The 26,426-nt window shown below is 51.8% G+C and carries 21 protein-coding genes and 5 pseudogenes; 24 read left to right on the top strand and 2 right to left on the bottom strand.

What is annotated here, in order from left to right:
* Positions 1-18: 18 nt before the first annotated feature.
* The 9 genes and pseudogenes from PXC00_RS10605 to PXC00_RS10570 all read left to right on the top strand — a co-directional run bounded on the left by PXC00_RS10605 (position 19) and on the right by PXC00_RS10570 (position 8,228).
* Positions 19-2,128, top strand: a pseudogene (locus PXC00_RS10605) (DNA topoisomerase).
* Positions 2,125-2,427 carry an immunoglobulin gene (locus PXC00_RS10600; RefSeq protein WP_275847047.1) on the top strand — a complete coding sequence of 101 codons (303 nt, stop codon included), beginning with the start codon at positions 2,125-2,127 and terminating at the stop codon, positions 2,425-2,427. The pseudogene PXC00_RS10605 and the gene PXC00_RS10600 overlap by 4 nt, the downstream one beginning before the upstream one ends.
* 68 nt (positions 2,428-2,495) lie before the next feature.
* Positions 2,496-3,476 (top strand): annotated as a pseudogene (locus PXC00_RS14160) (ArdC family protein); the annotation flags it as partial.
* Positions 3,477-3,533: 57 nt separating this feature from the next.
* Positions 3,534-4,997, top strand: coding sequence for a YodL domain-containing protein (locus tag PXC00_RS14155; protein WP_407654336.1), 1,464 nt, complete (start codon positions 3,534-3,536; stop codon positions 4,995-4,997).
* Between the two features lies 1 nt (position 4,998).
* The gene (locus tag PXC00_RS10590) at positions 4,999-5,202 is read left to right on the top strand and encodes a transposon-transfer assisting family protein (RefSeq protein WP_275847051.1); all 204 of its coding nucleotides are present in this window, start codon (positions 4,999-5,001) and stop codon (positions 5,200-5,202) included.
* A 105-nt stretch (positions 5,203-5,307) separates the two neighbouring features.
* Positions 5,308-6,120, top strand: coding sequence for an ATP-binding protein (locus tag PXC00_RS10585; protein ID WP_275847052.1), 813 nt, complete (start codon positions 5,308-5,310; stop codon positions 6,118-6,120).
* Between the two features lie 38 nt (positions 6,121-6,158).
* Positions 6,159-7,124: an IS5 family transposase gene (locus tag PXC00_RS10580; protein WP_316935212.1), complete on the top strand. Its 966-nt coding sequence runs from the start codon at positions 6,159-6,161 to the stop codon at positions 7,122-7,124.
* Positions 7,125-7,320: 196 nt separating this feature from the next.
* Complete coding sequence (locus tag PXC00_RS10575) at positions 7,321-7,662, top strand: STAS-like domain-containing protein (protein ID WP_275847062.1); 342 nt, start codon at positions 7,321-7,323, stop codon at positions 7,660-7,662.
* An 11-nt stretch (positions 7,663-7,673) separates the two neighbouring features.
* Positions 7,674-8,228, top strand: a complete 555-nt coding sequence (locus PXC00_RS10570; RefSeq protein ID WP_275847060.1) for a hypothetical protein — start codon at positions 7,674-7,676, stop codon at positions 8,226-8,228.
* 43 nt (positions 8,229-8,271) lie between these two features.
* On the opposite strand, the gene PXC00_RS10565 is transcribed toward PXC00_RS10570, so the two are convergent.
* Both PXC00_RS10565 and PXC00_RS10560 read right to left on the bottom strand, forming a co-directional pair.
* Entirely contained in the window at positions 8,272-8,838 is a 567-nt protein-coding gene (locus PXC00_RS10565; RefSeq protein WP_275847058.1) for a hypothetical protein, read from the bottom strand.
* A gap of 93 nt (positions 8,839-8,931) precedes the next feature.
* Complete coding sequence (locus PXC00_RS10560; RefSeq protein ID WP_275847056.1) at positions 8,932-9,105, bottom strand: hypothetical protein; 174 nt, start codon at positions 9,103-9,105, stop codon at positions 8,932-8,934.
* A 22-nt stretch (positions 9,106-9,127) separates the two neighbouring features.
* Here PXC00_RS10560 and PXC00_RS10555 point away from each other — a divergent pair, with 22 nt between their 5' ends.
* The 15 genes and pseudogenes from PXC00_RS10555 (at position 9,128) to PXC00_RS10500 (ending at position 26,394) form a co-directional block, all read left to right on the top strand.
* Complete coding sequence (locus tag PXC00_RS10555; protein ID WP_275847054.1) at positions 9,128-9,481, top strand: TnpV protein; 354 nt, start codon at positions 9,128-9,130, stop codon at positions 9,479-9,481.
* A gap of 1,274 nt (positions 9,482-10,755) precedes the next feature.
* Positions 10,756-12,083: pseudogene (locus tag PXC00_RS14150) on the top strand (N-6 DNA methylase); the annotation flags it as partial.
* A gap of 65 nt (positions 12,084-12,148) precedes the next feature.
* Positions 12,149-12,517 carry a helix-turn-helix domain-containing protein gene (locus tag PXC00_RS10545; protein WP_316934952.1) on the top strand — a complete coding sequence of 123 codons (369 nt, stop codon included), beginning with the start codon at positions 12,149-12,151 and terminating at the stop codon, positions 12,515-12,517.
* Positions 12,511-13,173, top strand: a complete 663-nt coding sequence (locus PXC00_RS10540; RefSeq protein WP_316935216.1) for an IS3 family transposase — start codon at positions 12,511-12,513, stop codon at positions 13,171-13,173. The genes PXC00_RS10545 and PXC00_RS10540 overlap by 7 nt, the downstream gene beginning before the upstream one ends.
* Positions 13,170-13,355, top strand: coding sequence for an IS3 family transposase (locus PXC00_RS14145; RefSeq protein WP_407654335.1), 186 nt, complete (start codon positions 13,170-13,172; stop codon positions 13,353-13,355). The genes PXC00_RS10540 and PXC00_RS14145 overlap by 4 nt, the downstream gene beginning before the upstream one ends.
* A gap of 208 nt (positions 13,356-13,563) precedes the next feature.
* Positions 13,564-14,859: pseudogene (locus PXC00_RS10535) on the top strand (tetratricopeptide repeat protein); the annotation flags it as partial.
* A pseudogene (locus tag PXC00_RS14140) lies at positions 14,840-14,977 on the top strand (hypothetical protein); the annotation flags it as partial. The pseudogenes PXC00_RS10535 and PXC00_RS14140, both read left to right, overlap by 20 nt.
* A gap of 57 nt (positions 14,978-15,034) precedes the next feature.
* Positions 15,035-16,720, top strand: coding sequence for a DUF4274 domain-containing protein (locus tag PXC00_RS10530; RefSeq protein ID WP_275845504.1), 1,686 nt, complete (start codon positions 15,035-15,037; stop codon positions 16,718-16,720).
* A 25-nt stretch (positions 16,721-16,745) separates the two neighbouring features.
* Entirely contained in the window at positions 16,746-16,967 is a 222-nt protein-coding gene (locus PXC00_RS14135; RefSeq protein ID WP_407654334.1) for a DUF4240 domain-containing protein, read from the top strand.
* 407 nt (positions 16,968-17,374) lie between these two features.
* The gene (locus PXC00_RS10525) at positions 17,375-18,292 is read left to right on the top strand and encodes an ABC transporter permease (protein ID WP_275845503.1); all 918 of its coding nucleotides are present in this window, start codon (positions 17,375-17,377) and stop codon (positions 18,290-18,292) included.
* A gap of 26 nt (positions 18,293-18,318) precedes the next feature.
* On the top strand, positions 18,319-19,215 hold the full coding sequence (locus PXC00_RS10520; protein WP_275845502.1) for a carbohydrate ABC transporter permease: 897 nt from the start codon (positions 18,319-18,321) through the stop codon (positions 19,213-19,215).
* Positions 19,216-19,251: 36 nt separating this feature from the next.
* Positions 19,252-20,847 carry a DUF3502 domain-containing protein gene (locus PXC00_RS10515; RefSeq protein WP_275845500.1) on the top strand — a complete coding sequence of 532 codons (1,596 nt, stop codon included), beginning with the start codon at positions 19,252-19,254 and terminating at the stop codon, positions 20,845-20,847.
* A gap of 76 nt (positions 20,848-20,923) precedes the next feature.
* Positions 20,924-23,023, top strand: coding sequence for a beta-galactosidase (locus PXC00_RS10510; RefSeq protein WP_275845499.1), 2,100 nt, complete (start codon positions 20,924-20,926; stop codon positions 23,021-23,023).
* 16 nt (positions 23,024-23,039) lie between these two features.
* Positions 23,040-24,890 (top strand): sensor histidine kinase, encoded by a 1,851-nt coding sequence (locus PXC00_RS10505; RefSeq protein ID WP_316934951.1) that lies wholly within the window; start codon positions 23,040-23,042, stop codon positions 24,888-24,890.
* Positions 24,883-26,394: a response regulator transcription factor gene (locus PXC00_RS10500; RefSeq protein WP_275845495.1), complete on the top strand. Its 1,512-nt coding sequence runs from the start codon at positions 24,883-24,885 to the stop codon at positions 26,392-26,394. Before PXC00_RS10505 ends, PXC00_RS10500 begins: the two co-directional genes overlap by 8 nt.
* The last annotated feature ends 32 nt before the right edge of the window (positions 26,395-26,426 follow it).

Raw genomic sequence — 26,426 nt, 5'->3', positions numbered from 1 at the left:
ATCGGTTGCCTTTTTTCTATGTTTGCACGAAAGGAGAAAGAATTGAAACTCATAATAAGTGAAAAGCCCTCGGTTGCTCAAAGCATCGCCGCCGTAATCGGCGCAAAGCAGCGCGGCGACGGGTTTCTGGAGGGTAATGGCTACCTCGTTTCATGGTGCTTCGGCCATCTGGCGGAGCTGGCAAGCGCCGACGCTTATGATAAAAAGTACGCCAAATGGCGGCGCGAAGATTTACCTATTCTGCCGGAAAACTGGCGGTTTGCCATAAGCGGCGATAAACAAAAACAGTTCAGTATTCTCCGTACCCTGCTGCGCCGCGACGATGTGGATGAAGTCGTCAATGCCTGCGACGCCGGACGCGAGGGCGAACTGATTTTCCGCACCGTATACGACATGGCGGGCTGCACCAAGCCAATGAAACGGCTCTGGATTTCCTCAATGGAGGACGAGGCTGTCCGGCAAGGCTTTACCGACCTGAAACCGGGCCGGGACTATGACGGTCTGCATCAGTCCGCGCTCTGCCGGTCCAAGGCCGACTGGCTGGTGGGTATCAACGCGACGCGCCTGTTTTCAGTTTTATACCATCGTACTCTGAACGTCGGGCGCGTCATGTCCCCGACGCTGGCGCTCATCGTGCAGGGGGAAGCGGAGATTTCCGCGTTTCAGCCGGAGCCGTTCTATACGGTCAGCCTCGACTGCGGCGGCTTCACCGCCACCGGCGACAAGCTCAAACAGAAACCGGAGGCCGAAGCCGTTGCCGCCGCCTGCAAAGAGAAAACGGCAACCGTCAGGGACGTGGAGCGGAAAGAAAAATTTGAGAAAGCTCCCGCGCTCTACGACCTGACCACCCTCCAGCGCGACGCCAACCGTCTGCTCGGTTACACAGCCCAGCAGACGCTGGACTATTTGCAATCGCTCTATGAAAAAAACTCTGTACCTATCCCCGCACCGACAGCCGGTTTCTGACGAACGATATGGAAGGAACCGTTCTGGCGCTTGCTTCCGTCGCCGCCGCAATCTGTGGCGCGGATATTCCCGAAAAGCTCAACGCCGGTCAGGTCTGCGACAGCGTGAAGGTCAGCGACCATCACGCCGTCGTTCCCACCTCCGGCGCGGGAAAAGCGGACTGTTCCGCGCTGCCTGCCGGGGAGCGTGAAATCCTGCGGCTGGTTTCCCGGCAGCTTCTCTGCGCGGTCGGCAGACCGCACCAATACGCCGAAACCGCCGTCACGCTGGACTGCGCCGGGTATGGTTTTGCGGCCAAGGGCAAAACGGTCCTCATTCCCGGCTGGAAAGCCTATTTGCGGGAACAGGCCGACAAGTCCCTGCCAGAGTTGACGGAAGGGCAAAGTGTCCCTGTTTCCTCTGTTTCCGTCAAGGAGGGCAAAACCTCGCCGCCCAAGCATTACACGGAGGATACCCTCCTTTCCGCGATGGAGACGGCGGGTGCAAAACACGGGGTCCCCGCGAAGTCGAAAGACTTTGTGGGGAAAGGAGGAACAACGGAGCGGGCGAGTTTTTCGCCGCAAGGCGGAAATGAGCAAAGCGAAGTTTGCGACGACGCGCCGGACGATGCGGAAAGAAAGGGCCTCGGCACCCCCGCCACCCGCGCGGCCATTCTAGAAAAGCTCATTACCGCCCTGCGGAACAGCTTCAATCCCCGCTGCTGACCGCCGAATGGGAAAACCGGCTCAAACAGGTGGATCGCGGAGAGTTGGAGCCGGACGCCTTTATGGACGGCATCGCCGGGATGCTCCGGGAACTGGTGAAAACCTATGCGCCGGTCAGGGGCGCGGAGGTGCTGCTTCCCTCCGGGCGCGAGATAATCGGCAAATGCCCCCGCTGCGGCGGCAGCGTGAACGAGAGCAAGAAAGGCTTTTTCTGCGAGAACGACGGTTGCCAGTTTGGGCTTTGGAAAGACAACCGGTTTTTCGCCGCCAAGAAAAAGACGCTGACAAAGCCCGTCGCCGCCGCGCTCCTGAAGGATGGGCGCGTAAGGCTCACCGGCTGCTATTCCGAAAAAACCGGCAAGACCTACGACGCGACGATGATTCTGGAGGACACCGGGGAGCACGTCAATTTCAGGCTGGAATTTGATCCGGGGACGAAAAAGCGGGGCGGATCATGAAACTTACGAAATATGAGCGGGAGACGATCATCTGCTATAACGAGGAAGAAACGACGGCCAGCGTTTACACGCATAATAAGAAACTCATGCAAAAGCTCAAACGGCTCTCCGAAAAATACCCCGACAAAGTGAAACCGGAGCGCCCAGAGCATCGCGGGGCCGTCAGCTATCTCGTCCCCAAACGCTGTGTTTCCGTCCGGGAACCGTACAGCGACCGACGGCGCGAAGCCGACAGTTTGCGGGCTAAAGCAGCGAAAATACGCCCTCCCAGCAGGAGCATACGCTCCGAAGACAAATAATGAGCGCGCTCCCACATGGGTTTATCCCGGCCTGTGCGGGGGCGCGCTTTTTTCAATTTTATGATCTGCGAAAGGAGCACTATATGGCCGAAAAAAACAAGGAACGGCTGAAAGAAATCACCGACAGCATCGAACAGGGCATCCAAAATCTGTTCCAGAGCGACCGATACGCGCAGTACCTCCAAACCATGTCCCGGTTTCACCGATATTCCGGCAACAATACCATGCTGATTTACATGCAGAAGCCGGACGCCACCCTCGTTGCCGGGTTCAACAAATGGCGCGATCAGTTCAGCCGGAACGTTATGCGGGGCGAAAAAGGCATCAAAATCATCGCGCCCACGCCGTTCAAAAAGAAAATCGAGGAAGAAAAGCTCGACCCGGATACCAAGGCTCCTATGCTGGATACGGACGGTAAGGTCATTATGGAGGAAAAGGAAATCAAAATCCCCATGTACAAGGTGGTATCGGTCTTTGACGTGTCCCAGACCGAGGGAAAGCCGCTACCGACGCTTGCAAATGATCTCATGGGGAACGTGAAGCAATATGAGATTTTCGTGGAGGCGCTGCGGCGTTCGTCCCCCGTCCCGCTTGCTTTTGAAGCGATGGAGCCGAATACGGACGGCTATTTCAGCGTGACAAATCAGCGTATCGCTATCCGGTCCGGCATGAGCGAGGTGCAGACCGTCTCCGCAGCCGTCCACGAAATCACTCACGCCACGCTGCATTCCGGGGTCCCCGCGAAACCAGCGGTTTCGTGGGGTGGAAGCTATGAGCAGGCCCGCCTTGCTGCCGCGCAGGGCGACGAAACCGCCGAACCGCCCAAACCAAAAGACCGGAATACCGAGGAAGTGGAGGCCGAGAGTGTTTCTTATGCCGTCTGCCAGTATTACGGCATCCAGACCGGCGAAAACAGCTTCGGCTATATCGCTTCATGGAGCAAGGACAAGGAATTGCCGGAGCTGCGGGCTTCTCTGGAAACCATCAATAAAACCGTCTCCGGCCTGATTTCCGACATCGACCAAAGTTTTCGCGCGGCGCTGAAAGAGTATGATACCGTTCTGGAACAGTTCGCTGGGGACGCATACCGGTACACGGCTTCTGTCATGGAGCCGCCGTTCCCGCTCAACTCCATGGAGGAAGAAGTCCCGGCCACCGTGGAAGATTTGAAAAGCGGTTACGGAAAGAGTGCCCGCGACGATATTTTGAACGCCGCAAAAAAAGACGGCGCTCTCTCCCCAGATGAGCTGCTGCGGCGGCTGGATGAAATCGAAAAAATCTACCCGCCGAGGGAAATCGAGGCGATGTATCTGCTGGACAACGCCGCCTATCTTTATTTGAAGGAAAACGAGGACGGATACGGTTATACCCTTTACGATAAGGAAAGCCTGCGGGAAACGACAAACGGATTTGCCGACGAGGACGTCAGTTCCATTTCGACCGCGTATCAACAGGCGCTTGTCCTTGAACACCTGACCCCTGCAACCTCGGAAAAGGTGTCGCTTGATATTTTGAGCAAGATTGCCGCCGTGCGGGAACAGGATGTACAGGAATATATCCGTAAAAATAATTTGGGCGACCATGAGCCGGACGCACTGGAGACGCGGACAGCGCCCGACCAATCGAAAGCGGCGGATATGCTGCCGGACGCACCGGAGCTGGCGCTCGACGAATACCCCATGCCGGATTCAGACCTAACCGTAGCCGATCTGGAAGCCTGTGGGTATCTGGACGGCGATCTGCTGCCCCTCTCCAAAGACCGGGCGCTGGAACTTTTTGAGCAGGATCTCACCGTTTACATGATTGAGGACGGCGGTGCGAGTATGGCATTCGACCCGGATGAGATTCAGGCACACAGCGGCCTGTTCGCCGTAAGCCGCGAGGAATGGGAAGAAAGCCGAGAATTTTCCTCTGCCATAGAGGACCGAATGAAGCATCAGGAGCAGCGGGAAGCCGCTTTTCTGAAAACCTCTCAGGACGCTTTCGCCATCTATCAGGTCAAGGGCGGCGACGAACTGCGGGACATCCGGTTTGAACCGCTCAGTTGGCTGGAATCCAAGGGGATCGCCGTAGACCACGGAAACTATGATCTCGCCTATACTGCCCCGCTCACCGATACCGGCAACACAGATGACAGGCTGTCCGTTTTGTGGGACAGGTTCAACAACGACCATTCCACCGATTATCACAGGCCGAGCCTATCTGTCAGCGACATCGTTGCATTAAAGCAGAACGGCGTTGTATCCTGTCATTACGTGGACAGCTTCGGTTTTCAGGAGCTTCCGGCCTTCCTGAAACCGGAAAATTACCTGAAAAGCGCGGAAATTGCGATGGAGGATGATTACGATATGATCGACGGCATCATCGACAACGGAAAAAATCCCACCGTCGCGGAGCTGGAGCAACAGGCCAAAACCGGTCAGCCGATCTCCCTTCTGGAGCTTGCCGAGGCGTCTCGGCGGGAACATGACGAAAAGAAAAAATCCGTCGTGGAACAGCTCCGAAGCCAGCCGGTCAACCGGGAACACAAAAAAGCAGCGCCCGACAGAGGCGCGGAAATGGAGCGTTGATATGTTTACCAACGATGAAATCAACCTGATGTGCATTTATAATACCGGGACGCGGGAGGGACTGATTGCAGAACTGACGCAGATGCGCAGCTATCTCGGCGCGGAGGAAACGGAGCTTCTGGCCCTGACGGATTCCGTGCTGGGAAAGCTCCAGGGCATGAGCGACGCCGAGTACGCTGGGCTTGACCTATTCCCAGACTATTGAAAAGCGAAGAAGGGCAATGGATTTGTTACTACGCATATGATATAATATAAAGTATTAAAGAATTTTGGTAACTTGATTTTCACCACAAGAAGGGAAGGCGATTTTTTGAAGACCATAAACTTGCAGATGTCGTTAATATCCACAAAGCCTTCCTACGATAGATTTGCAAAACTTCAACAAGAGATCCTTACATCCCCTGAGCATGAAATTGAGTTGCACATTGATATTGAAAAGCGATTAGGGCTATCGTTCTTATTTTGTATCAGTACTTTACCAACACTTGCTGAATGCCATGGAAAAACCGTTCACATTATTTGCAATAATAGGAGTCAATTACTGTTTTACAAGAGTGGATATATACCCAACTTAAATGGAATACAGGACCATGTTGATATTGCTCCCTATTTGCAAAAAAACTCCCGTATTATCAAAGGGGTTAAAGACATCTATACGTTAGTAAAGGAGATAACGATGGATGCTCCTGTCGAAATGAGTGATGATTTGGCAGCCTTATTCACATCCAAGGTTGGTGAAATGTATAATAACAGTCTGGAGCATTCTGAAGGAAAATGGGTAATCGGTGGTAAATTTTTTAAGAATCAAAAGTATAAATACTGTTTTGCATGTTACGATACAGGTATTGGAATCCCACAGAAAATAATTCAAAATGTGGATACAAACTTAACAGAGATTCAAGCATTTAAATGGGCAATGAAACGAGGAAATAGCACCGCCAACAAGGGAAAAGGCTCATTGATTCCTCGTGGCCTAGGACTTGATTTACTACAAGGATTTGCAAAGGCGAATGAAGGTGCTATCCGAATTTGCAGTAACAAAGTATTTTATACATATAATCAGAGAAATAAATCTCAATATTTTGAATTAGGGCAACACCGCACAGAAAAAAAGCTGCGGTAAGAAGCGAGATATGATAAAATAGGTATATGGATAAGCAGATGAGTATGTCAGCTCTGTGCGATGAACTGGCACAGGTGCGTACGAAGAAAAAAGAATTTCTCGAGCAGATTGAGCGCATCGTTCCATGGGGGAAATGGGTGGCCATGATCAAGCCGTGCTACTACAAAGGAGAGCACGGAAACAAGCCCTATGATTTGGAACTGATGCTGCGGCTGTATCTGCTGCAAAACCTATATAATCTATCCGACGAAGCAACGGTGGCTGAAACGATCGACAGTCGTGCCTTTTCGGATTTCTGCGGCGTGGAATCAAGCAATCAGGTGCCGGACGGGGATACGCTGGGAAGATTTCGTAATATTCTCATACAAAACGGTTTGCAGGAGCAGTTGTTTGCGCAGGTGGCAAATTTGCTGCAACAAAAGGGACTGCTTCTGAAAAAGGGTACCATTGTGGATTCCACCATCATAGCCGCTCCGTCCTCCACGAAAAATCAGGAGAAGCAGCGAGACCCGGATGCACATCAGGTGAAGAAGGGCAATGCGTGGCACTTTGGCTACAAGGCACATGTTGGGGTGGATAAGGATAGCGGGCTTGTTCACACGGTTGAGGTAACGGCCGCCAATGTCCATGATGTCGCCATGACCTCCAAACTGCTGACCGGAGAGGAAAGCGTTGTATACGGAGACAGCGGATATTTGGGAGCGGAAAAGCGCGAGGATGCCATTATAAAGAACAATGCTGGCAAGCGTATCCGTTACAAGTTCAATCGTCGCCCATCGCAAATCAAAAAGGGTTCCAACAGGTCGCAAGCCCAACTCAAGCGCAGAGAGCACGAAAAGTCATCGGTTCGTGCCAAAGTAGAACATGTTTTTGCCGTTGTGAAAGGTCTGTTACGGTACCGAAAGACGCGATACCGAGGTCTGCAAAAGCAGACCGCCAAACTGAATATGATGTTTGCGTTGGCGAATCTGATTCTGGCTGACAGGCCCGGCCTGGCAGTCTGATTGCGTTTGCCTTCGCAGATATAATTGGGAGAGTTCCTCGCTGTTTGCCGCCTTTGGCAGATGGCGTGGATTTTTTATACCATTGTGCGGTGTTGCCTTAGATAATGCATTTGCGGGGACCCTATATGAAATGGATATTATTGCTGACAATCAGCATAGATACGTATTAAAATAGAACTAAGAGGAGTAATGATTCATGATAAAAGCACGTCAATATATACAGACGGGTTTTTCAGCTGATGATGCTGAAAAATTGTTATCTGTTATGCAGCCTCTAATTAAAAAGAAAGAAAAAGTGATTCTCGATTTCTCCGAAATTAAAATTTTTACCACTCTTTTTTTCAATAATGTTCTTGCAAAATTTTTAGTTGAATTCGGTCCGGAAAGGTACAATGAAATGTTTGAAGTAAACAACCTTTCCGACGTTGGTAAAAACACCTATCAGCATTCAATTGAGAACGCGAAGGAGTACTATAAAATGTCTCAAGAGCAACGAGAAGCGCAGGAAAATATAACTGCTGACTTGGACGATGATTGAAGGAGACACATATGGCCATAATAAAAGCAAATAATTTCGACATTACAAAATATTCAGATGAAGTTCAGTTCGTAATTGATACAAATATTTTGTATTTTGTTCACTCCGGATATTATCTTCCAACAGATCGAAAAAGGACAGTTTACTCCAATTTATTGCAAAAAATACTGAGTGGAGATCGTAAAATTATCGTTTCTGCCCTTAGTCTACAAGAACTGCTATTTGGAGTAGAGAACAAGGAATACTTGTTATATCTAGCAGCACATGGTATTACTGATAAGCGTACATATACAAAAAAAGATTTTCGTAGAAATCAAAAAGAACGGTCTAAATTAAAAAGTAAAATGCAAACAATACTATCTGAAATTACTACAGCCTACAAATTAAGCGACGGAGATATTAAAGGTGTGCAGGTTGTTCATTTTGTCGATGATTTGTTGTCATATAAATATGATCCAATTGATTATGTTCTTGTAGACAATTACTTAGCCCAAAGTAGTACTGTATTTATTTCGGACGATACTGATTTTCAATATGATAGCCGAATTAATATTGTTACTGCTTGATGATGTTATACCTTAGAAATTTGCAAACAAATCGAAAAATATCTCAAGAGCGGCGTTTTAGCCGCTCTTTTCTTTTGCCCAAAAGACCGAAAGGAGGATTTTTACTATGCCGGATAATGTGCAGGCTCTGGCGCAGATGGCCGACCGCGCGGCGACGCAGATTACCGCCAGTCATACAGACTGGACGGACTTTCTGAAAACCGCCGCGCGGCTTTACAAATATCCATATCACGAGCAGCTCATAATTTTCGCCCAGCGCCCCGACGCGACGGCCTGCGCCGGATATGAGCTTTGGAACGAAAAAATGCGCCGGTATGTCCGGCGCGGCAGCAAGGGGATTGCGCTCATCGACGCTTCCGGCGACAGGCCAAAAATCCGGTATGTCTTTGATATTTCCGACACGGGCGAACGGAAGCCGTCTGCCAGCAGGGAAAATTCCCGCCGCCCGTTCCTTTGGCAGTACCATCTGGAGCATGAGGACGCGGTTGCGGCGGCGCTGGAGCAGGAATATGAGATTTCCGGCGAAAAGGGCCTTGCCGACCAGTTGGAGCAGATCGCCGGACAGATGGCAAAGGAGTATTGGGAAGATCATCAGTACGACATTCTCCACATCGTTGACGGCAGCTTTTTGGAAGAATATGATGAGTTCAACATCGGAGCACAGTTCCGAAGCGCCGCAGCCGTCAGCGTCGCCTACACAGTTTTATCCCGCTGCGGCCTCGATCCTGACGAATACTTTGAGCATGAGGATTTTCTGAGCATTTTCGATTTCAACACGCCCGATACCGTCGCCGCCCTCGGTACGGCGGTCGGCGAAGCGAGCGAACGGGTGCTGCGGCAGATCGAAGTCACCGTCAAAAAATACGAATGCGAGCATCTCGCGGAAAGGAGTGCCACATATGGAGAACAGTCTGACTTACACGAAGAACGGGGATTACCTGATTCCCGACCTGACGATCTCGGAGCAGACGGAGAGTATCGGCAAATACGGCAGGATGCGGAAAAATTACCTCAAGGAGCACCGTCCGGTCCTGTACAGCAGCCTGCTGCTGTCGGAGAAGCTGTACCCGCACCTGTTGGAGATCGAGCGGACGGCGACGGCGCGGCTGGAGCGCATGATGCCGGAACTGATGAAATCGGCGGGCGTGACGGAAAGCCTGAAAGCGTCCGACCCGATGCGTTGGGTGGGCCTCATGAACAACCTGAAAGCCCAAGCCGAGGAAACGATTCTGACGGAGCTTATTTACAGCTAAGTTTCTTCCCGTCAGAGCAGGAACAAATACAGCGGATTAACGAAGCGGAGAGCGAAAAGCCCTCCGCTTTTTCTATGCCCAAGCCGGAAAAGCGCGGCACAACCGAGGCCGACATTGACGCCGCCCTTCAGGAATGGAACGGCGACATCAAGAGCAAGTACGCCGTTGCCGAGTATATGCGGGAACATGCCCGCGACAAGGACACGGCGGCTTTTCTGCGCGCCGAGTACGGCGACGACCTCCCAACGTTTCCTGTAACCGTGGGCAGCACATCGACGGACTTGCCGTGGCCGAAGGTGCAGCGGCGAATCGCCCAGTTCATCCGGGAAAATCGCTTTTACACACAAGAAGAACAGGCAGCGCCGCCCGATCTGAACAGCCAGCCGATCACCCGCACCGGCGACACCATCACCATCGGAAACGGCGATGCTTTCCATGAAGTGGACGTAACGCTCACCGACGAACAATGGGCGGCGTTACAGCGGGCGGTTCCCGACAGCGCCGCTACTCAGTTCCCCTACAAGATTGGCAACACGGTATATCTGGACAATAAGCCCTTTGAAATCACCGACATCGGCATTTCCGACATCCAACTCCGTGACCCGGAGCTTGCCTATCCCATCTTTCGCGCCGAGAACCGTGAAAACTTTGAAAATCTGCTGCGGCAGGATTCCCGGAACGGCCCTATCACGGAATTTCTGGCTGCGGACTTGGATTACACGGACGCCGATCTGCGCGAAGCCCTGACTTCCGGCCTTCTGAAACAGCGGGACAAGGAACATATCGCGGGGTATTTCCGCGAAAACGGGGGCAATACCCGCGTGGCCCAGCACCTTTCCGATACCTATGTCGGTACTTCCGAAACGATGGAGCTTGCTACCGGTGACACGGCGGATTTCTTTGCTACCACCACGGGTTTCGAGGTTGATATTCACGACAAGTACAACAGCAAACGGAGCGCCCGGTGGGAAGAAATCGCCCCCATTCTCCGCGCCCTGTATCAGCGGAAACAGGACGACTTTTCCCATGAACCGGTTCTTCAGGAGTCTGCGCATTTGGATGGCAAGCCGTCCTATCAACCGGGCGACCACGCGGCTTTGGATTACGGCGGGCAGGAACTGTCCGGCACCGTAGGGTACGTCGGGGAAAAGGACGTGCGCATTGACACCGGCCCCTATTCGTGGAGCCATGAGGTGGTCAGCCGCGATGCCTTTGAAAACGGCATCCGGCAGGACGAACGCAACGCCTCTTTATTTACGCCGGAACAGCCCGCCGCCGAAAACTTCCGCATCACCGACGATCATTTGGGAGAGGGCGGCGCGAAAACCAAGTATGGGTACAATATCGCAGCGATCCGCACCCTGAAACAGATCGAGGCCGAGGGCCGCACGGCGACGCCGGAAGAACAGAAAACTCCCTCCCACTATGTCGGCTGGGGCGGCATTCCGCAGGCGTTCGACCCGGACAACACTTCGTGGACAAAGGAGTATACCGAGCTGGTCGGCGCGCTGACCACCGAAGAATACGAAATGGCGCGGGCCTCCACCCTGAACGCTCACTACACCAGTCCAACGGTGATTAGGGCCATTTATGGGCTGTCGGCAACATGGGCTTTCAAGCCGGCAACATTCTGGAACCGGCCTGCGGCGTCGGTAATTTCTTTGGCCTGCTGCTGGAGAGTATGGCGGCGTCCCGGCTCTACGGCGTGGAGTTGGACAGCATCACGGGCCGGATCGCCAAGCAGCTCTATCCAAACGCCAACATCACCGTGGCGGGCTTTGAAACCACCGACCGGCGCGACTTTTTTGACCTCGCTGTTGGCAATGTGCCGTTCGGCAGTTACAAGGTTTCCAACCGTGCTTACGACAAGCTCGGTTTCCCCATCCACGATTACTTCTTCGCCAAAACGCTCGATCAAGTACGTTCGGGCGGCGTGATTGCATTTGTGACCAGCCGCTACACGATGGACAAACAATCGCCGGAGGTGCGGCGGTACATCGCACAGCGCGCGGAATTGCTCGGAGCGATTCGTCTGCCCAGCAACGCTTTCAAGGCCAATGCCGGAACGGAAGTCACCACCGACATTCTTTTTCTCAAAAAGCGCGACCATCCTATCGACATCCAGCCTGATTGGGTGCATCTCGGTCAGACCGGGGACGGCATTCCCGTCAACAGCTATTTTGCCGATCATCCCGAAATGGTGCTGGGGACGATCAAATGGGATGATAAAATGCACGGCGACAAAAAGGAAACGACGTGCGAACCATTCCCCAACGCCGATCTTGCCCAGCAGCTTCACGAGGCGGTTTCCCACCTTCAGGGGCAAATTGAGGAAGCGGAGCTGCCCGATCTCGGTGAAGATGAGGAAATCGACGATTCCATCCCGGCAGACCCGGATGTGAAAAACTATTCCTATACCGTTGTGGACGGCAAGGTGTACTATCGGGAGAATTCCCGCATGGTGCGGCCGGAGTTGAACGAAACAGCCAAGGCCCGCGTCATGGGTATGGTGGAGCTGCGGGACTGTGTACAGAAACTTATCAACCAGCAGCTTGACGAATATGCTTCTGATACGGAGATCAGAAAAACACAAGCGGAGCTGAAATGAACTGCACCCTTTTAGTTAGACAGTATGATATACTGAAATAACTAAAGGGGTGTTTTTATATGCCAAAAGGAATACCAAACAAACGCTATACGCCGGAATTCAAGGTTATGGTAGTGGAAACGATGCGTAAGGAGAAGTTAAACTACTGTGAGGCCGCGCGACAATTTGAAGTAAGTGATTCTAAGCGAATTGCCTCATGGGAGCGTATCTATCTCACAGAAGGTCCTGAAGGTCTGGCTGTAGAACGACGGGGACGTGCCAGTGCCGCCAGCGGCACGCGAAAAGGCCGTCCGGCAAAGTTGCCGCTAAAGGTGGAAGAGGACTTAATTGCAGAGAATCAGCGTTTACGAGCGGAGAATGATTACTTAAAAAACTTGCAAGCCTTGGTTTTGGAAGACGAGCGAAAAGCGCGCAAAAAACGCTGGTAATTCGAGGACTGAGGCAAAGTTATTCACTGGACATTCTGCTGGAAGTGGCCCAGCTTGCGCGTTCGACCTACTACTACCATGAAAAACGGCTGACAAAAGCAGACAAATATGGCATTGCTAAAGAGACTGTTACCGCAATCTACCATGAAAACAAAGGCCGCTACGGTTACCGGCGTATTACAGAGGAACTGGGGCACCGCGGCTTTCCGCTGAACCACAAGACCGTGCAGCGATTGATGAAGCAACTAGGTCTTGTCTGCCGAGTCCGTATGAAAAAGTACCGCTCTTACAAGGGCGAAGTGGGTAGAATCGCACCAAACTTGTTGGAACGGAACTTCGAGGCTGAAAAACCGAACCAGAAATGGGTGACCGATGTGACGGAATTCAGTCTGTTCGGTCAGAAGCTTTATCTTTCGCCAATTCTTGATTTGTGCAGCAGAGATATTGTCAGCTATACCATCTCCGACAGACCTGTGCTCTCCATGGTGACCCAGATGTTGGACAAGGCTTTTGTAAAAATTTCCGATGAAACCAATCTCATTTTACATTCTGACCAGGGCTGGCAATATCAGCACAAACAATACCAACGAATGCTCAAAGAAAAAGGGATTCGACAGAGCATGACCGCAAAGGCAATTGTTTGGATAACGCTGTGATAGAAAATTTCTTTGGCTTACTAAAAACAGAATTGCTGTATTTACAGGAATTCGAGTCCATGGAGCACTTCAAGGCCGAACTTATTGACTATCTCGATTACTACAACAACCGCCGTTCTAAGGCAAAGCGAAAGGGCTTGCCGCCTGCTATTCACAGACTACAAGCCCTTTCGGTTGCTTAATGAAATTATTTGTCTAACTTTTTGAGGTCATTTCAAAATGGCACCTCCATTTTACTTTCTGCGTTGGCTGCGCTTGCAAATTTCAGTCACATACCAAACGTATCCTCCTTTATTTGCGTTGCTTGCCGCCTTGACTTGCAGGATTTTCAACGGACTACCAGTTCTTTGATAAGCTCAGACATAATCAATTTGTATAAGGAGTTTTCATATGAAAAATAATCGAATTCTTTCCCCGGGCAGCGAGGATCCTGAAAACAGTTCCTCAGTGTTTTTCCTGAATCCTCAACTGATAGCCAGTGCCGCAGCCTCTGTAAGACAGCGGCAGGAGAATTTTCAGGCACTAACAGCACGCGCGGAAGGCAATGATTTGCAGGCGCAGCATGAACTGGCTTTGTGTTATTATACCGGTGACGGTACAAATCAAAATTATGAAAGAGCTGCCCATTGGTTTTCCTGTGCTGCCAATATGGGGCATGTGATTGCGCAATACCATCTCGGAGTCTGCTATGAAAACGGTTTTGGAGTAGAGCAGGACGATGAAAAAGCGTTGGAGTGGTACCGTGAAGCGGCTCAACAGGAATTTCCGCAGGCACAATGTGCCTGCGGTTGGTTTCTAGAATTGGGCAAAGGTGTAGAGATGGATAAGCAACAGGCCGAGCAATTCTACCGCTTATCTGCAGAACAAAGCTATGCTCCTGCTCAGTGCAACTTAGGTTTTTTCTATTATCATGGTATCGTTGTAGAAGAAAACGATACCCAAGCGTTCAATTGGTTTGCAAAAGCGGCGAATCAAGGATATCCCCGTGCTCAATTTTTATTGGGTGAATGCTATGAGAATGGTTACGGAGTGGAACAGGATATAGGAAAAGCAATCACGCTTTATCGAAGCGCCGCTACGAACGATTTTGCTCTGGCGCAAAGTAGGCTTGGCTTATTGTACCTGCGAGGAGACGGAATCGAACAAAGCGATGCGGAGGCATTCCACTGGCTTTCCCGCGGCGCGCAGCAGGAGGAGGCTTCCGCGCAGTGCCTTTTAGGCGAGTGCTTTGAATTTGGCTACAGTGTCGAAAAGGATTTCAACAAAGCGCGTGAGCTATACTGGCTGTCCGCCGGGCAAGGCTATTCTCCCGCCCAGTGCAATCTGGGCTACTTATATTATCGGGGGATTGGCGTAGAGGAAAACAACGAGGAGGCCGTGCACTGGTTTTCGGCGGCGGCGGAACAGGGCAACGTACGCGCACTGTTTCTGATGGGTGCATGCTATGATAATGGCTTTGGTGTAGAGAAAAATACAAACAAAGCGGTTGACTGTTATGCAAAAGCTGCCCAGCATTCCTACCCCGATGCGCAGTATGCGTTAGGCGTTTGCCACGAGCTTGGTAACGGGGTGGAACAGAATACGGAAAAAGCTTGCGAATGCTACCAGTCTGCTGCCGAACACGGTCAGCCTGCCGCACAATGCAAGCTGGGCTTTTTCTATTATCATGGCATCGGCGTTCCGGAAAACAATGAAGAGGCGGTCCGTTGGTTTTCGGCGGCGGCGGAACAGGGCAACTCCCAAGCGGAGTATTTTTCTCGGGGAATGCCACCGGTTTGGCTACGGTGTGAAAAAAGACCCCGGGCAGGCTTTCTCGCTTTACAAAAAAGCGGCGGGCAAAGGGCACCTGGGCGCACAGTATATGCTGGGCGTATGCCATCAGCATGGGATTGGCACCGCGCAGGACAAAGCCAAAGCCGTTGCGGCTTACCGCACTGGGGCGGACAGGGGTGACGCAGCATGCCAGTACGGCCTTGGCATGCTGTTTTGCAACGGTGAAGATGAAGAGGTGCGCTATGCGGTAAGCTGCTTTGAACAAGCGGCGGAGCAGGGATACCGTCTGGCGCAATACGAGCTGGCAAACCTTTACTGGTGCGGAAGGAGTGTGAAAAAAGACCGGCGGAGGGCGATGGAGCTGTACCGGCATTCGGCGGAGCAGGGCTACGGACTTTCCATGTGTGCGCTGGGAGAGGCCTATCTGGAAGAACAGGATTATGCGCAAGCGGTTTTGTGGCTGGAGAAGGCTGCCGAAAAGAAGGAACCCAAGGTTTATTATTTGTTGGGCATCTGTTATGAAAACGGGTATGGCGTGGAGCAGGATGTGCGCCGGGCCTGCGAGCTTTACAGTCTTGCCGGCAACGATGCGCAAGCCAGAAAAGCAATGCTTCGTCTTGCGGAAAGCGGGAACGCCTTTGCACAGCTGAAGCTGGGAATTTCTCTTTTTCACAGCGATGCGGAAGGCGAAGAAGAGGAGCAGGAAAACCGGAAAGCCGCTGTGTGGCTGCAAAAGGCGGCGGAGCAGGGAGATGCGGAAGCACAGTACCGGCTGGGTCGTCTGCATTACGAAACAGGCAGGGAACCTGACAGCCTGCAAACGGCGGTGCAGTGGTTTGAAAAATCCGCCGAACAGAATTACTTAGATGGGCTTCGGCATTTGGCCTTTTGTTATGCATTTGGGGATGGAGTGAAAAGCAGTAAAAGCAAATCACAGGAGCTTTATCGCCGTGCATTCCCCATTTGTTTGGAACTGGCCGAACAAGGCGACTCGTCAGCAATTGCTTTGATGGCAAAATCTTATTGGCTGGGCCAAGGTGTAAAACGCGATTTCACCTTGGCTGTACACTGGTATGAAAAATCCGCCGAATTCGGTGATTTAGAGGCGATGTGCCGTCTAGGCGAGTTTTATGAAAGAGGGCAGGGCGTGCCTAAGGACGCTGCGGCGGCCGCAGAGTGGTACCGCAAGGCCTCCAATCACGGCAGTCCATACGGACTATACAAGCTTGCATTTTTTTACGAAAAGGGCTGCGGCGTTGAACAAGATATGGAAAAGGCCTATGCTCTCTATTGCACTGCTGCCGATTGGGGCAGCGGTGATGCGAGGGAAGCGCTGGGACGACGGTTCGGGCACAAGCCGCAGTGGAAGATACTGGCGGAGAAACAGGAGAAAGGTTCCCGTCTGTTGTCCGACGAGGAGGAGTACCGGGAGTACAGCCGCCGACTGGAGCGCTACAACTGGGACGATGGCTTTGCCTTTCCTCGGTCGTTGCTGGATGATTCCGGCTGTGACCTTGCGCTTGCGTTGAAGATTTTCTATCTTGCGGACGGCTACGGCTATTTGCATCGGTTTTTAGGTCGGGAGCCGACCGGCTCCGAGCAATGGATGGTATTTATGAAAGACCTGTACACGAAAATTTCAGAGCGCCATTTTCAGGATACAGAAATCCTCTTTCCCGGGGAAGTACACTCGTTTGCAATTCCCCTTTCTAAGGTTCAATGTTTCCGTTTGCATAAGGCAGGTGTTCCTGCAGTGTTTCTGGAGAATTTATAACAGGCAGGAATTTTATGCATAAGAGATATGCGATACAGCTTTAAAAGCAGTAACGCCAAATGCCAAGGATTTTTATGAATCGGAATATTTTTCGACAGATGATTTTCTTTATTGCAGATGTGTTATGTTAATCAATGGCAGAACTTATTATAATGCAGTATTGAATAAAATGAAGAAACTTCGTAAGAATATGGCGTGTGAATCTTTGTTGTATGCCCCTGCGAAAGCATTAAAAGGATACCAGTAATTTTCCAGATCCAAGCCACGGAACCAGTAATAATAGGAAAATTTGGAATGATTGATTAAAAAGAAAATCCCCAAGCACTTTTTATGGTGCTTGGGGATTTTGGTGCTATAAACTCTCAACCGATTTGTCTGATAGGTTTGAATTTGCTTGTTTTCTGCAACTTCCTTATGAAGCCCCGTCATAGGCGGGTGTTTTTATGCAAAACCCGTCTGTTTTTTTATGCCCTGCATCAAATCCATAAAAAATTTACAAACGAAAGAAAAAATTGTTTATTTTTTGTGCACAGCAAAATTGCTATAATATAAGTCATGAACAGCAAGTGTTTCATACAAATTTTCAAAAACAAGAGCCTGCACCGGGCTGTGCGGCGTGTCCCGGTATTTTTCAGGCAAAAGGAGAGCTGGAACGTGAAAAGAACTTTTTTCCAAAACGTATCAAAGTATAAAGTGCTGCTGCTGATGCTGCTGCCGGCAACCATTTATGTACTGATTTTTTCGTATCTGCCGATGGGCGGCATTATTCTGGCGTTTAAAAATTACAACTATGCGGACGGCATTTTCGGCAGTCCCTGGTGCGGACTGGACAACTTTAACTTTTTCTTCTCGTCCGGGCAGGCGTTTAAGGTGACCCGCAACACCTTAGTTTACAACCTGCTGTTCATTGCTATCAACCTGGTCATGCAGGTTGGCGTGGCAGTTCTGCTGTCGGAGCTGCGCGGCAAGTATTACAAGAAATTCGCGCAGTCGGTCATGTTCCTGCCGTACTTCATCTCCTGGGTGATTGTTTCTGTCATTGCGTTTAACTTTTTCAGCTATGACTACGGCGCCATTAACAAACTGCTGACAGCCATGGGCAAGTCGCGCGTTGATTTTTACCAAACGACATGGGTGTGGATGCCAATCCTGATCTTTTTCAACACCTGGAAAAACATCGGCTATGGTACGGTGATGTACCTGGCGGCAATCATGGGCATTGACACCTCAACTTATGAGGCGGCGGATATTGACGGCGCCAATGTTTTTCAGCGCATTTTCCATATTACCATTCCAGCTTTGATGCCGACCATCGTCATCCTGCTGCTTCTGTCTGTCGGCGGTATTTTCCGCGGCAACTTCGATATGTTCTATCAGTTGGTGGGCAGTAACGGCAATCTGTATGATACAACGGATGTAATTGATACCTTTACTTTCCGTGCGCTGATTTCCAACAACGATGTCGGCATGGCGGCGGCGTCCGGACTGTACCAGTCGGTATTCTGTCTGGTGGCGATTTTAATCACGAACTACTGTGTGAAGCGGTATGACCCGGATTACTCCCTGTTTTAACAGATCCTTTAAAGAAAGGTATGTGGATGATTGTGCAAAAACGCAAAGATGTACGGGTTCTGAACGTCATCGCTTATGTGGTGACCGCACTGGTGGCGCTGACCTGCTTGATTCCGTTCCTGATGGTGCTGGCGGCTTCGTTTTCCAATGAACAGGACATTTTAAATAACGGCTTTTCCCTGCTGCCGCAGGGCTTTACGGTGGACGCTTACAAAACGGTATTTAAAGAGCCGGTCGTTATTTTCCGGGCTTACGGGGTTACCATTTTTGTGACACTGTTTGGTACCGCGTTGGGGCTGTTCCTGACGGCTATGACAGCCTATGTGCTGCAGCGAAAAGATTTTCCGTGGAGAAATAAGTTCTCTTTCTTCTTCTATTTCACTTCGATTTTCAGCGGCGGCTTGGTTCCGTACTACATTTTAATGATTAACGGCTTAAAGCTGCAAAACTCTTACCTGGCGTTGATTCTGCCGCTGCTGTTCAATGTGTTTAATCTGCTGCTAATGAAGAGTTACCTCAGCGGCATTCCCATGGCGCTGACCGAGGCGGCACGTATCGACGGCTGCGGTGACTTTACCATTTTTATCCGCATCATACTGCCGATGGCAAAGCCGGCGCTGGCAACTGTTGGCTTGTTTATGGCATTGGCTTACTGGAACGACTGGTACAATGCAATGCTGTATGTGAACGATGAGAAAATGTTCCCACTGCAGTATTTCCTGTATCAGAAGGTCAACAACATCGAGGCATACAAGCGCGTCATCGCGCAGCAGGGCGGCAGCGCGGCAGGCGCGATTTCCATGCCAACGCAGTCCCTGAAGATGGCGCTGACCGTGGTTGTGACCGGCCCGATTGTTCTGGCATATCCGTTCGTGCAGAAGTATTTTGTACAGGGGATTACGGTCGGCGCTGTCAAAGGCTGACTGTTTCATAACCTACATAAAAAGGAGAGACATGATATGAAAAACAGGAAAGTACAGCGCTTGCTGGCGGGTGGTGTGGCAGCAGCCATGCTGATGACCAGCGCCGCGGGCTGCGGCAACAGTTCGTCCAGCAGCAGCGGCGGAGACACCCCGACCGCCAGCACCACTGCCTCTGCAACATCGAGCAAGGTGGACACCAGCAAGGAAGTCAAGCTGAAAATGTACCTGCTGGGTGACAAACCCGCTGATTTTGACAAGGTCTATGCGGAAATCAACAAGGAACTGAAGGCAAAAATCAATGCAACTGTGGATGTCAGCTTCCTGTCATGGGCGGAGCATGACCAGAAGTATTCCCTGCTGTTCTCTTCCGGTGAAGATTTTGATTTAATTTTCACCGCGGCAGGTTGGGCACACTACGAAACCACTGCCAGCAAGAAGGGATTCTATAAGCTTACGGACGACTTCCTGAACACCTATGCACCGGATGTGAAAAAGGTGGTGCCGGAAGAAGCCTGGAAGCAGGCAACCATTAATGGCGGTGTGTATATGGTGCCAAATTATAACATCGAGTTCGGGCAGGAGTGCGTTGCGGTGCGCGGCGACCTGATGAAGAAATACGGCTTCAAAGACATTACCAGTACAAAAGATTTGGAAAGTTTCTGCGACAAGGTTGCCAAGAACGAAAAGAACATTACCCCCTTTGGCGCACAGGGCAAGGCACTGCAGTACACCTACCTGCTGAACCGCAACCATTGGAAAGAAATCACCGGCACGCCGCTGACACTCTTTGCGTTCCAGAATAATGACTTGAACAACACAAAGGTCATTTCTGTTGCGGAAACCCAGCAGTTCCGCCAGTATGCCAAGGAAATGAAAACCATGCAGCAGAAGGGCTACTGGTCCAAGGATGCGCTTTCCACCAAAGACACCCGCAGTGATGCATTCCTGCAGGGCAAAGCTGCCTGCATGGTTTGGAACGTTGGCAGCTGCGCGAGCTACAGTGAGCAGGCAAACAAAGACCATCCGGACTGGAACTGCAACGTTTATGATTTGTTCCCCAACGACAAAAAGACTATCAATGTGTACACCAACAATGGCATTGCAATCAACGCCCGCAGCAAAAATCCGGAGCGCGCCATGATGGCAATTGACCAGTTTATGACCAACAAGAAGATTTATGACCTGGCAGCTTATGGTATTGAGGGTGAGCACTACAAAGCGGTTGGCGACAAGAAGTATGTTACCGGCCCGAAGGCAGACAGATATCCGGCCAATACAGCTTGCAACTGGGGCTGGAACAACGAAAACCTGACCCGTTCCTATGACCTGACCAATGCGGACCCTGCCCGTATTAAGGCACAGAATCTGACGGATGCATGGAAAAAATCGCCGGCAGAGGCGCATCCGCTGCTTTCCTTCTCCTTCTCTGAAGACAAAGTAAAAACACAGGTTTCGGTTATGAATACCTTGATTTCACAGTATATGGACCCGATTTGCTGCGGTCTGGTGGATGATCCGGACAAAGCGGTTGATGAGTTTGTAGCGAAGCTCAAGCAGGCCGGGCTGGACCAAGTAAAGGCTGAAATTCAGCGGCAGGCAGACGAGCGTGTCGCAGAACTGAAAAAAGCGTAAAAACGAATACAGCAAAAGAACCGACCCCAGTTTTGAGGCCGGTTTTTCTGCTATCCGTCTTAGGGAGGAAAAAACAATGGAAACTGTAACGATTACGGTACATGATGAACAAAAGCCGCTGCAGGCGCTGCCCTTCGGCGGCGCAGCGCCGGACGGCACACAGTACGGCGCCAATACGCTTTACCTGACAAAAAGCGGGAAGCCATGGCTGCCGGTCATGGGGGAGTTTCACTTTTCACGCTGCCCGCAGGACGAGTGGCGTGCCGAGCTTCGCAAGATGCAGGCGGGCGGCGTGGAAGTGGCTGCCACTTATGTTTTCTGGATTCATCACGAAGAAAAGCGCGGCGAGTGGGACTTTTCCGGCCAGCGGGATTTGCGGCGCTTCCTGCAGCTCTGCCGGGAACTGAACTTTCCGGTTTTTCTGCGCATTGGCCCCTGGGTGCACGCGGAAGCGCGCAATGGTGGTTTTCCGGACTGGCTGCAGCACGACCAAACGATGCACCTGCGCACCAATGATCCGCGCTATCTACAGGAAGTCGGGCGCTTTTACAGCAAAATCGGCGAGCAAGCGCGCGGACTGCTGCTGAAAGACGGCGGGCCGGTAATCGGCGTGCAGATTGAAAATGAGTACGGCCACTGCGGCGGAGAAACCGGAGAAGCTGGTATGCAGCATATGCGTACCTTAAAAGAAATGGCGCTGCAGGCAGGTCTGGATGTGCCGTATTACACCGCGACCGGCTGGGGCGGTGCCAATGTGGTGGATGGCGAAATGCTGCCGGTGCAGGGCGGGTACGCGGACGCGCCGTGGGAACCAACGGCGCAAGAACTGCCGCCAAGCCCGAATTACCTGCTGACGCCAAGTCGGAATGATGCTTTGATTGGAAGCGACTGGGAGAAAGCCAAGGAGACCTTTACGTTTGATGTGGAAAATTCACCGTTTCTCACAGCGGAGCTTGGCGGTGGGCTGCAGGTGACCGCAAAGCGCCGCCCGCTGGTTTCCGGTACGGACACGGCTGCGCTGGCAGTTTGCAAGCTGGCGTCTGGCGCCAATCTGCTGGGCTATTATATGTACCACGGCGGCACCAATCCGCGCGGAAAGGATACCACCCTGCAGGAGTCCAAGGCTACCGGCTCTTACACGGACGTGCCAGTGCTGTCTTATGATTTTCAGGCGCCAATTGGGGAGTACGGTGAATTGCACGCCAGCTACCGAAAACTAAAAACCCTGCATCTGTTTTTGCGGGAATTCGGCGATTTGCTTGCACCGGCGGTGTGCGTGTTTCCGGCGAATATGGTGACGGATGCGTCCGACACGGACACACTACGCTGCTCCCTGCGGCACAACCGCGAATTGGGCGGAGGGTTTCTATTTGTCAGCAATCATCAACGCCTGCGCCGGATGCAGGAGCACACGGCAGTGTTTCAGATTGCACTGAACGGAGAAACCATTCGCTTTCCGGCAATGCGGTTTGCCAACCATGATTTCGGAATTTATCCGTATCACCTGCCGTTGGGAAATACGGTGTTGGAATCCTGCAATGCGCAGCTGCTGTGCCGTCTGGGAGAGCAGTATGTGTTTATCTGTCGGGAAGCGCCGGTTTTTCAATTCCGTGGCGGCAGCCTGCCCACTCTGGTGCTCACGCCGGAGCAGGCTGAAAATGCGTGGAAGTTTGGCGAAAAGCTATTTTTGACGCCGGGCGCCCTGCGGCGGGAAGCAAACACTCTGCGCCTGACAACGGAACGCACGGAAGAGGTGGTAGAACTGCTGCCGACGCATCAGGCGTGGACGGCAAGATTCGTAGAAAAACAGACATCCTGTGAGATTGAACCGGCTTCTGTGGGTGCGGACTGCGCGATATACAGGCTGGCACCGCATATGATACCGGACATTCACTGCCCGGACGGCTTTTTGCGTTTGTCATTTGCAGGAAGCCGTGCAGAACTGTATAATAAAGATGGACAGCTCGCGGCAGACTGGTTCGCTACCGGCAAACCGTGGCGCGTCAGCCTGCGGAGACTGGGTTTTCCCGCAGAACTGACGCTGAAAATTTACCGGGAAACAGAACCGGTTTATTATGAATTGCCGCAGGATTCGGAGCCGCGGCTGCGCCGGGCAGATGTGATTCCGGTTTACAGTACACTGCTGCCGGCAGACTGGGTTGGGGGCGGCTTGTGAGGAAAAGAGCAGTACTATGAAAACGAAGTGCAAAAAGCATCGGAAAATGCGGTGGAAGGATGACTATGAGCGGGGCAAAAAAAGCCTGCGCATGAAGGTGTTCCTGTTGAATCTGGGCGTCGTTTTAGGAGCACTGTTTTTGTTTTGCGGCATTTTTTTGAGCGTGACCTCTGGCAGCCTGCGGCAGGAATCCATGCGTGCGGTACAGTCGGCGCTGGACCAGGCAGGTGTCATGTTGGAAGAACAGACGCAGGCGTTCCGCAGCAGCGCAGATTCGCTTTGCCTGGATGACAGCAATGTGGAGCTGCTTAACCGCGATAACGCGGACCGCTACCGCACGGTGACGAACTGGAATCAGGACTATGTGCTGCTGAAAAAGCGGATTTCCAGCCTGCTGTTTCGCTCCAACATCAGCGATGTAAAAATCATCACCGAAAATGCGGTGTCTATGTACGACACACAGACGGTCATTTCGTTTGACCGCGTTAAAAATACCAAATGGTACAAGCAGATTTCCACGTCGAAATCCGCGTACGCATGGTCAAGCTACTCTTCACTTTTTCCAAATGCGCATGAGGATGCGGATATGCTTATCTTTACGCGGGATTTGCCATATGAATATGCCAATTACCGGACTTACTATGTTGGCTGTGTTAAAAAGGAAAACTTCAACGGACTGCTGTCTGCCGGTGCGGCAGACAGCTACACGGCTTATTATGTGGTAAATTCGGACAATGAGGTTCTGCTGAGCAGCAAAACCGACATTCCGCAGGCAGATGTGCAGCAGATGGTCGGCTGGGTGAAAGGGCGGTACAAGCAGTCCGAGCAGGCAGTTAGCGTGCAGCCGCTGATGCTCGGCAGCGGGCAGTATTTTGTCGGGTCACAGCCGATTTACAATACCGATCTGAAAATCGTGTGTGCCTGCGCCTTTTACGCGAAGCGGGGGGACAGCATTCGCGGCAATTTGTTTTCTATGAGTGTGGTGGCGGCCGCAGTTCTGCCACTGGTTTTGCTGTTTTCACTGCTGATTTCCCGCTCTATCACCCGCCCGTTGGAAAGACTGCAGGAAAACATGATGATTGTCAGTGAGGGAAATTTTGATGTGCCGATTGTGGCGCCCTCTTCTGACCGCGAAATTCATGCGCTGACGCGCTGCTTCAACTATATGCTGTTTAAGATTTCCGACCTGTTGGACAAACAATACAACTACGGCAAGCGCATTAAGGAACTGGAGGTTAAGTCGCTGCAGGCGCAGATCAATCCGCATTTCCTCTACAATACGCTGGATCTGATCAAGTGGAAAGCCGTGAAGTACCGGGACAGTGACGTGCAGAACCTGGTTACCGCGCTTTCAGATTACTATCGCCGCGGTTTGAGCAAAGGCGCCGATGTGGTGACGCTGCAGTCGGAAATCGAACACGTTACCTCGTATGTGTATATCCAGAATATGCGGTTTGACGACTGCGTCCGCCTGCACTGTCTGGTGGATGCGGAAAGCAGGGATTGTCTTCTGCCGAAGCTGACGCTGCAGCCTTTGGTGGAAAATGCCATCACCCACGGAATTTTAGAAACGGACGCGGGCTGCGGCAATGTCTTGATTCGGACGTTTCATACAGGGGCAGTGCTGTACATCGCGGTGGTGGACGATGGCTGCGGCATGGAGGCGGAAAAGGCGCGGCATATTCTGCAGTACGCGACTTCCAGTCCGGTCACCGGCTCCGGCTACGGCATTAAAAATATCAACGAGCGCATCCGGCTTGCGTATGGGGAGGAATACGGCGTTTCCTTCATCAGTTACCCACAGCGGGGAACCGCTGCTGTTTTGAAGCTTCCATTTCAAAGAAAGGAGAAGAGTGGAAATGTATAAAGTGCTTTTCGCGGAGGATGAGAGCGCAACGCGCAGCGGCATCCTGGCCTCCATTGACTGGCAGTCGCTTGGCATTTCGGAAGTTCGGGCGGAAAAAAACGGGGCGCTTGCGGCTCGTGCGGCAGAAGAGGGCTTCTGCCCCGACATCCTTTTGACAGATATTAAAATGCCCCGCATGGACGGGATTGCGCTTTCTCACAGAATTCGTGAAGAGAATCCGCAGTGTTCCATTCTGATGATCAGCGGCTATACGGAAGTGGACTATCTAAAATCCGCTATTCAGCTGAAGGCGGTCAATTTTGTGGATAAACCCATTAAGCTGGATGAGCTGCAGGAGCAGCTGCGCCGCGCGGTACAGGAGCAGGACGAACTGCGCGAGAAAAAAGCGCTTTTTAAAACGGAGATCGGCTCCATGCTCCGCTACTCTGGCTTTTCCACACAGCGGCTGGAGTTGATTCTGCGGGAACTGTATCCGCAGATGCCGCGTGCGATTTTCTGCCAGGCAGTTCTGGTTCGGATTCTGACGGCAGAGGGCGGTCCGTTTGCGGATGCTGGTCTGCAAGGGGTCTTGGCGGCAGTGCAGGCGGCTCTGCCAAGAACCGGTGCCGTGTGCATTTCGGCGATTCACAAATCCTGTATCCAGCTTTCGTTGTTCGGGGAGCAGCAGCTGCCGCTGCAGGCAGTGTGTGATGCACTGACGGCGGCGCTGCCGCTGTACAGTCTGTATTTTTGCGCGGGTGCGGTTCTGCCGCTGCACGCTTATGAGCAGTCGCTGCAGCAGGCGTCTGCGCTGCTGCAGCAGATTTTTTACGACCGGAACAAACATCTGCTGACTCCCGCGCAGAGCATCAGCTTTGCCGAATCCGTGCAGCTGCCGGATTTGCAGCCGCTGTCGGAGCTGCTGAAAAGCAAGGAGAGGGAAAGTGTAAAAAAATACATATGCAGTCTGCTGCGGGAAACCATTTTCGGGGAAAAGGTTCTTTCTCCGAACAGCGCGTCTGAGCTTTGTTTTCGTATTCTGCTCAAGCTGCTGCCTGGCGAAAACACCCTGCCTGCCGACAATCGGGATTCGGCAGCGGAGTGGATGGCTTCCTGTGTCTTTTTGGAGCAGATGGAGCAGGAACTGCTGCAGGAGGTTGACCGGTGCTTCGACTCCATTGACCGGGAAGCGGGTGCCCCTCTTATTGACCGAGTGCTGGCTTATGTGAAAGAAAACTACCGGGATCGAGAGCTTTCGTTAAATTCGCTGAGCCGGCATTTTTATGTATCGAATGTGTATTTATGCATTCGTTTTAAGGAACGCGTCGGGCAGACCTTTGTGCGGTATTTAACGGAAATTCGGGTGCAGCAGGCCAGCCGGCTTCTGCGTGACAGTGACATGAAAATCAGCGCGATTGCAGAAAGCGTCGGGTTTGATAACGGAAGTTACTTTACAAAAATTTTCAAGCGCGAGGTGGGCGTAACGCCTGCAGAGTATCGGAAAGCCGCCGCACAGGAGGCGTGAGGACAGCTGTTAGAGAGGAGAACCGGCGCAAA

The organism is Caproicibacterium argilliputei, assembly GCF_029211325.2.
In the GTDB taxonomy this organism is placed as follows: domain Bacteria; phylum Bacillota; class Clostridia; order Oscillospirales; family Acutalibacteraceae; genus Caproicibacterium; species Caproicibacterium argilliputei.
The sequence above is the reverse complement of the archived record's forward strand: the minus strand, read 5'-3'. Positions and strand labels throughout refer to the sequence as shown.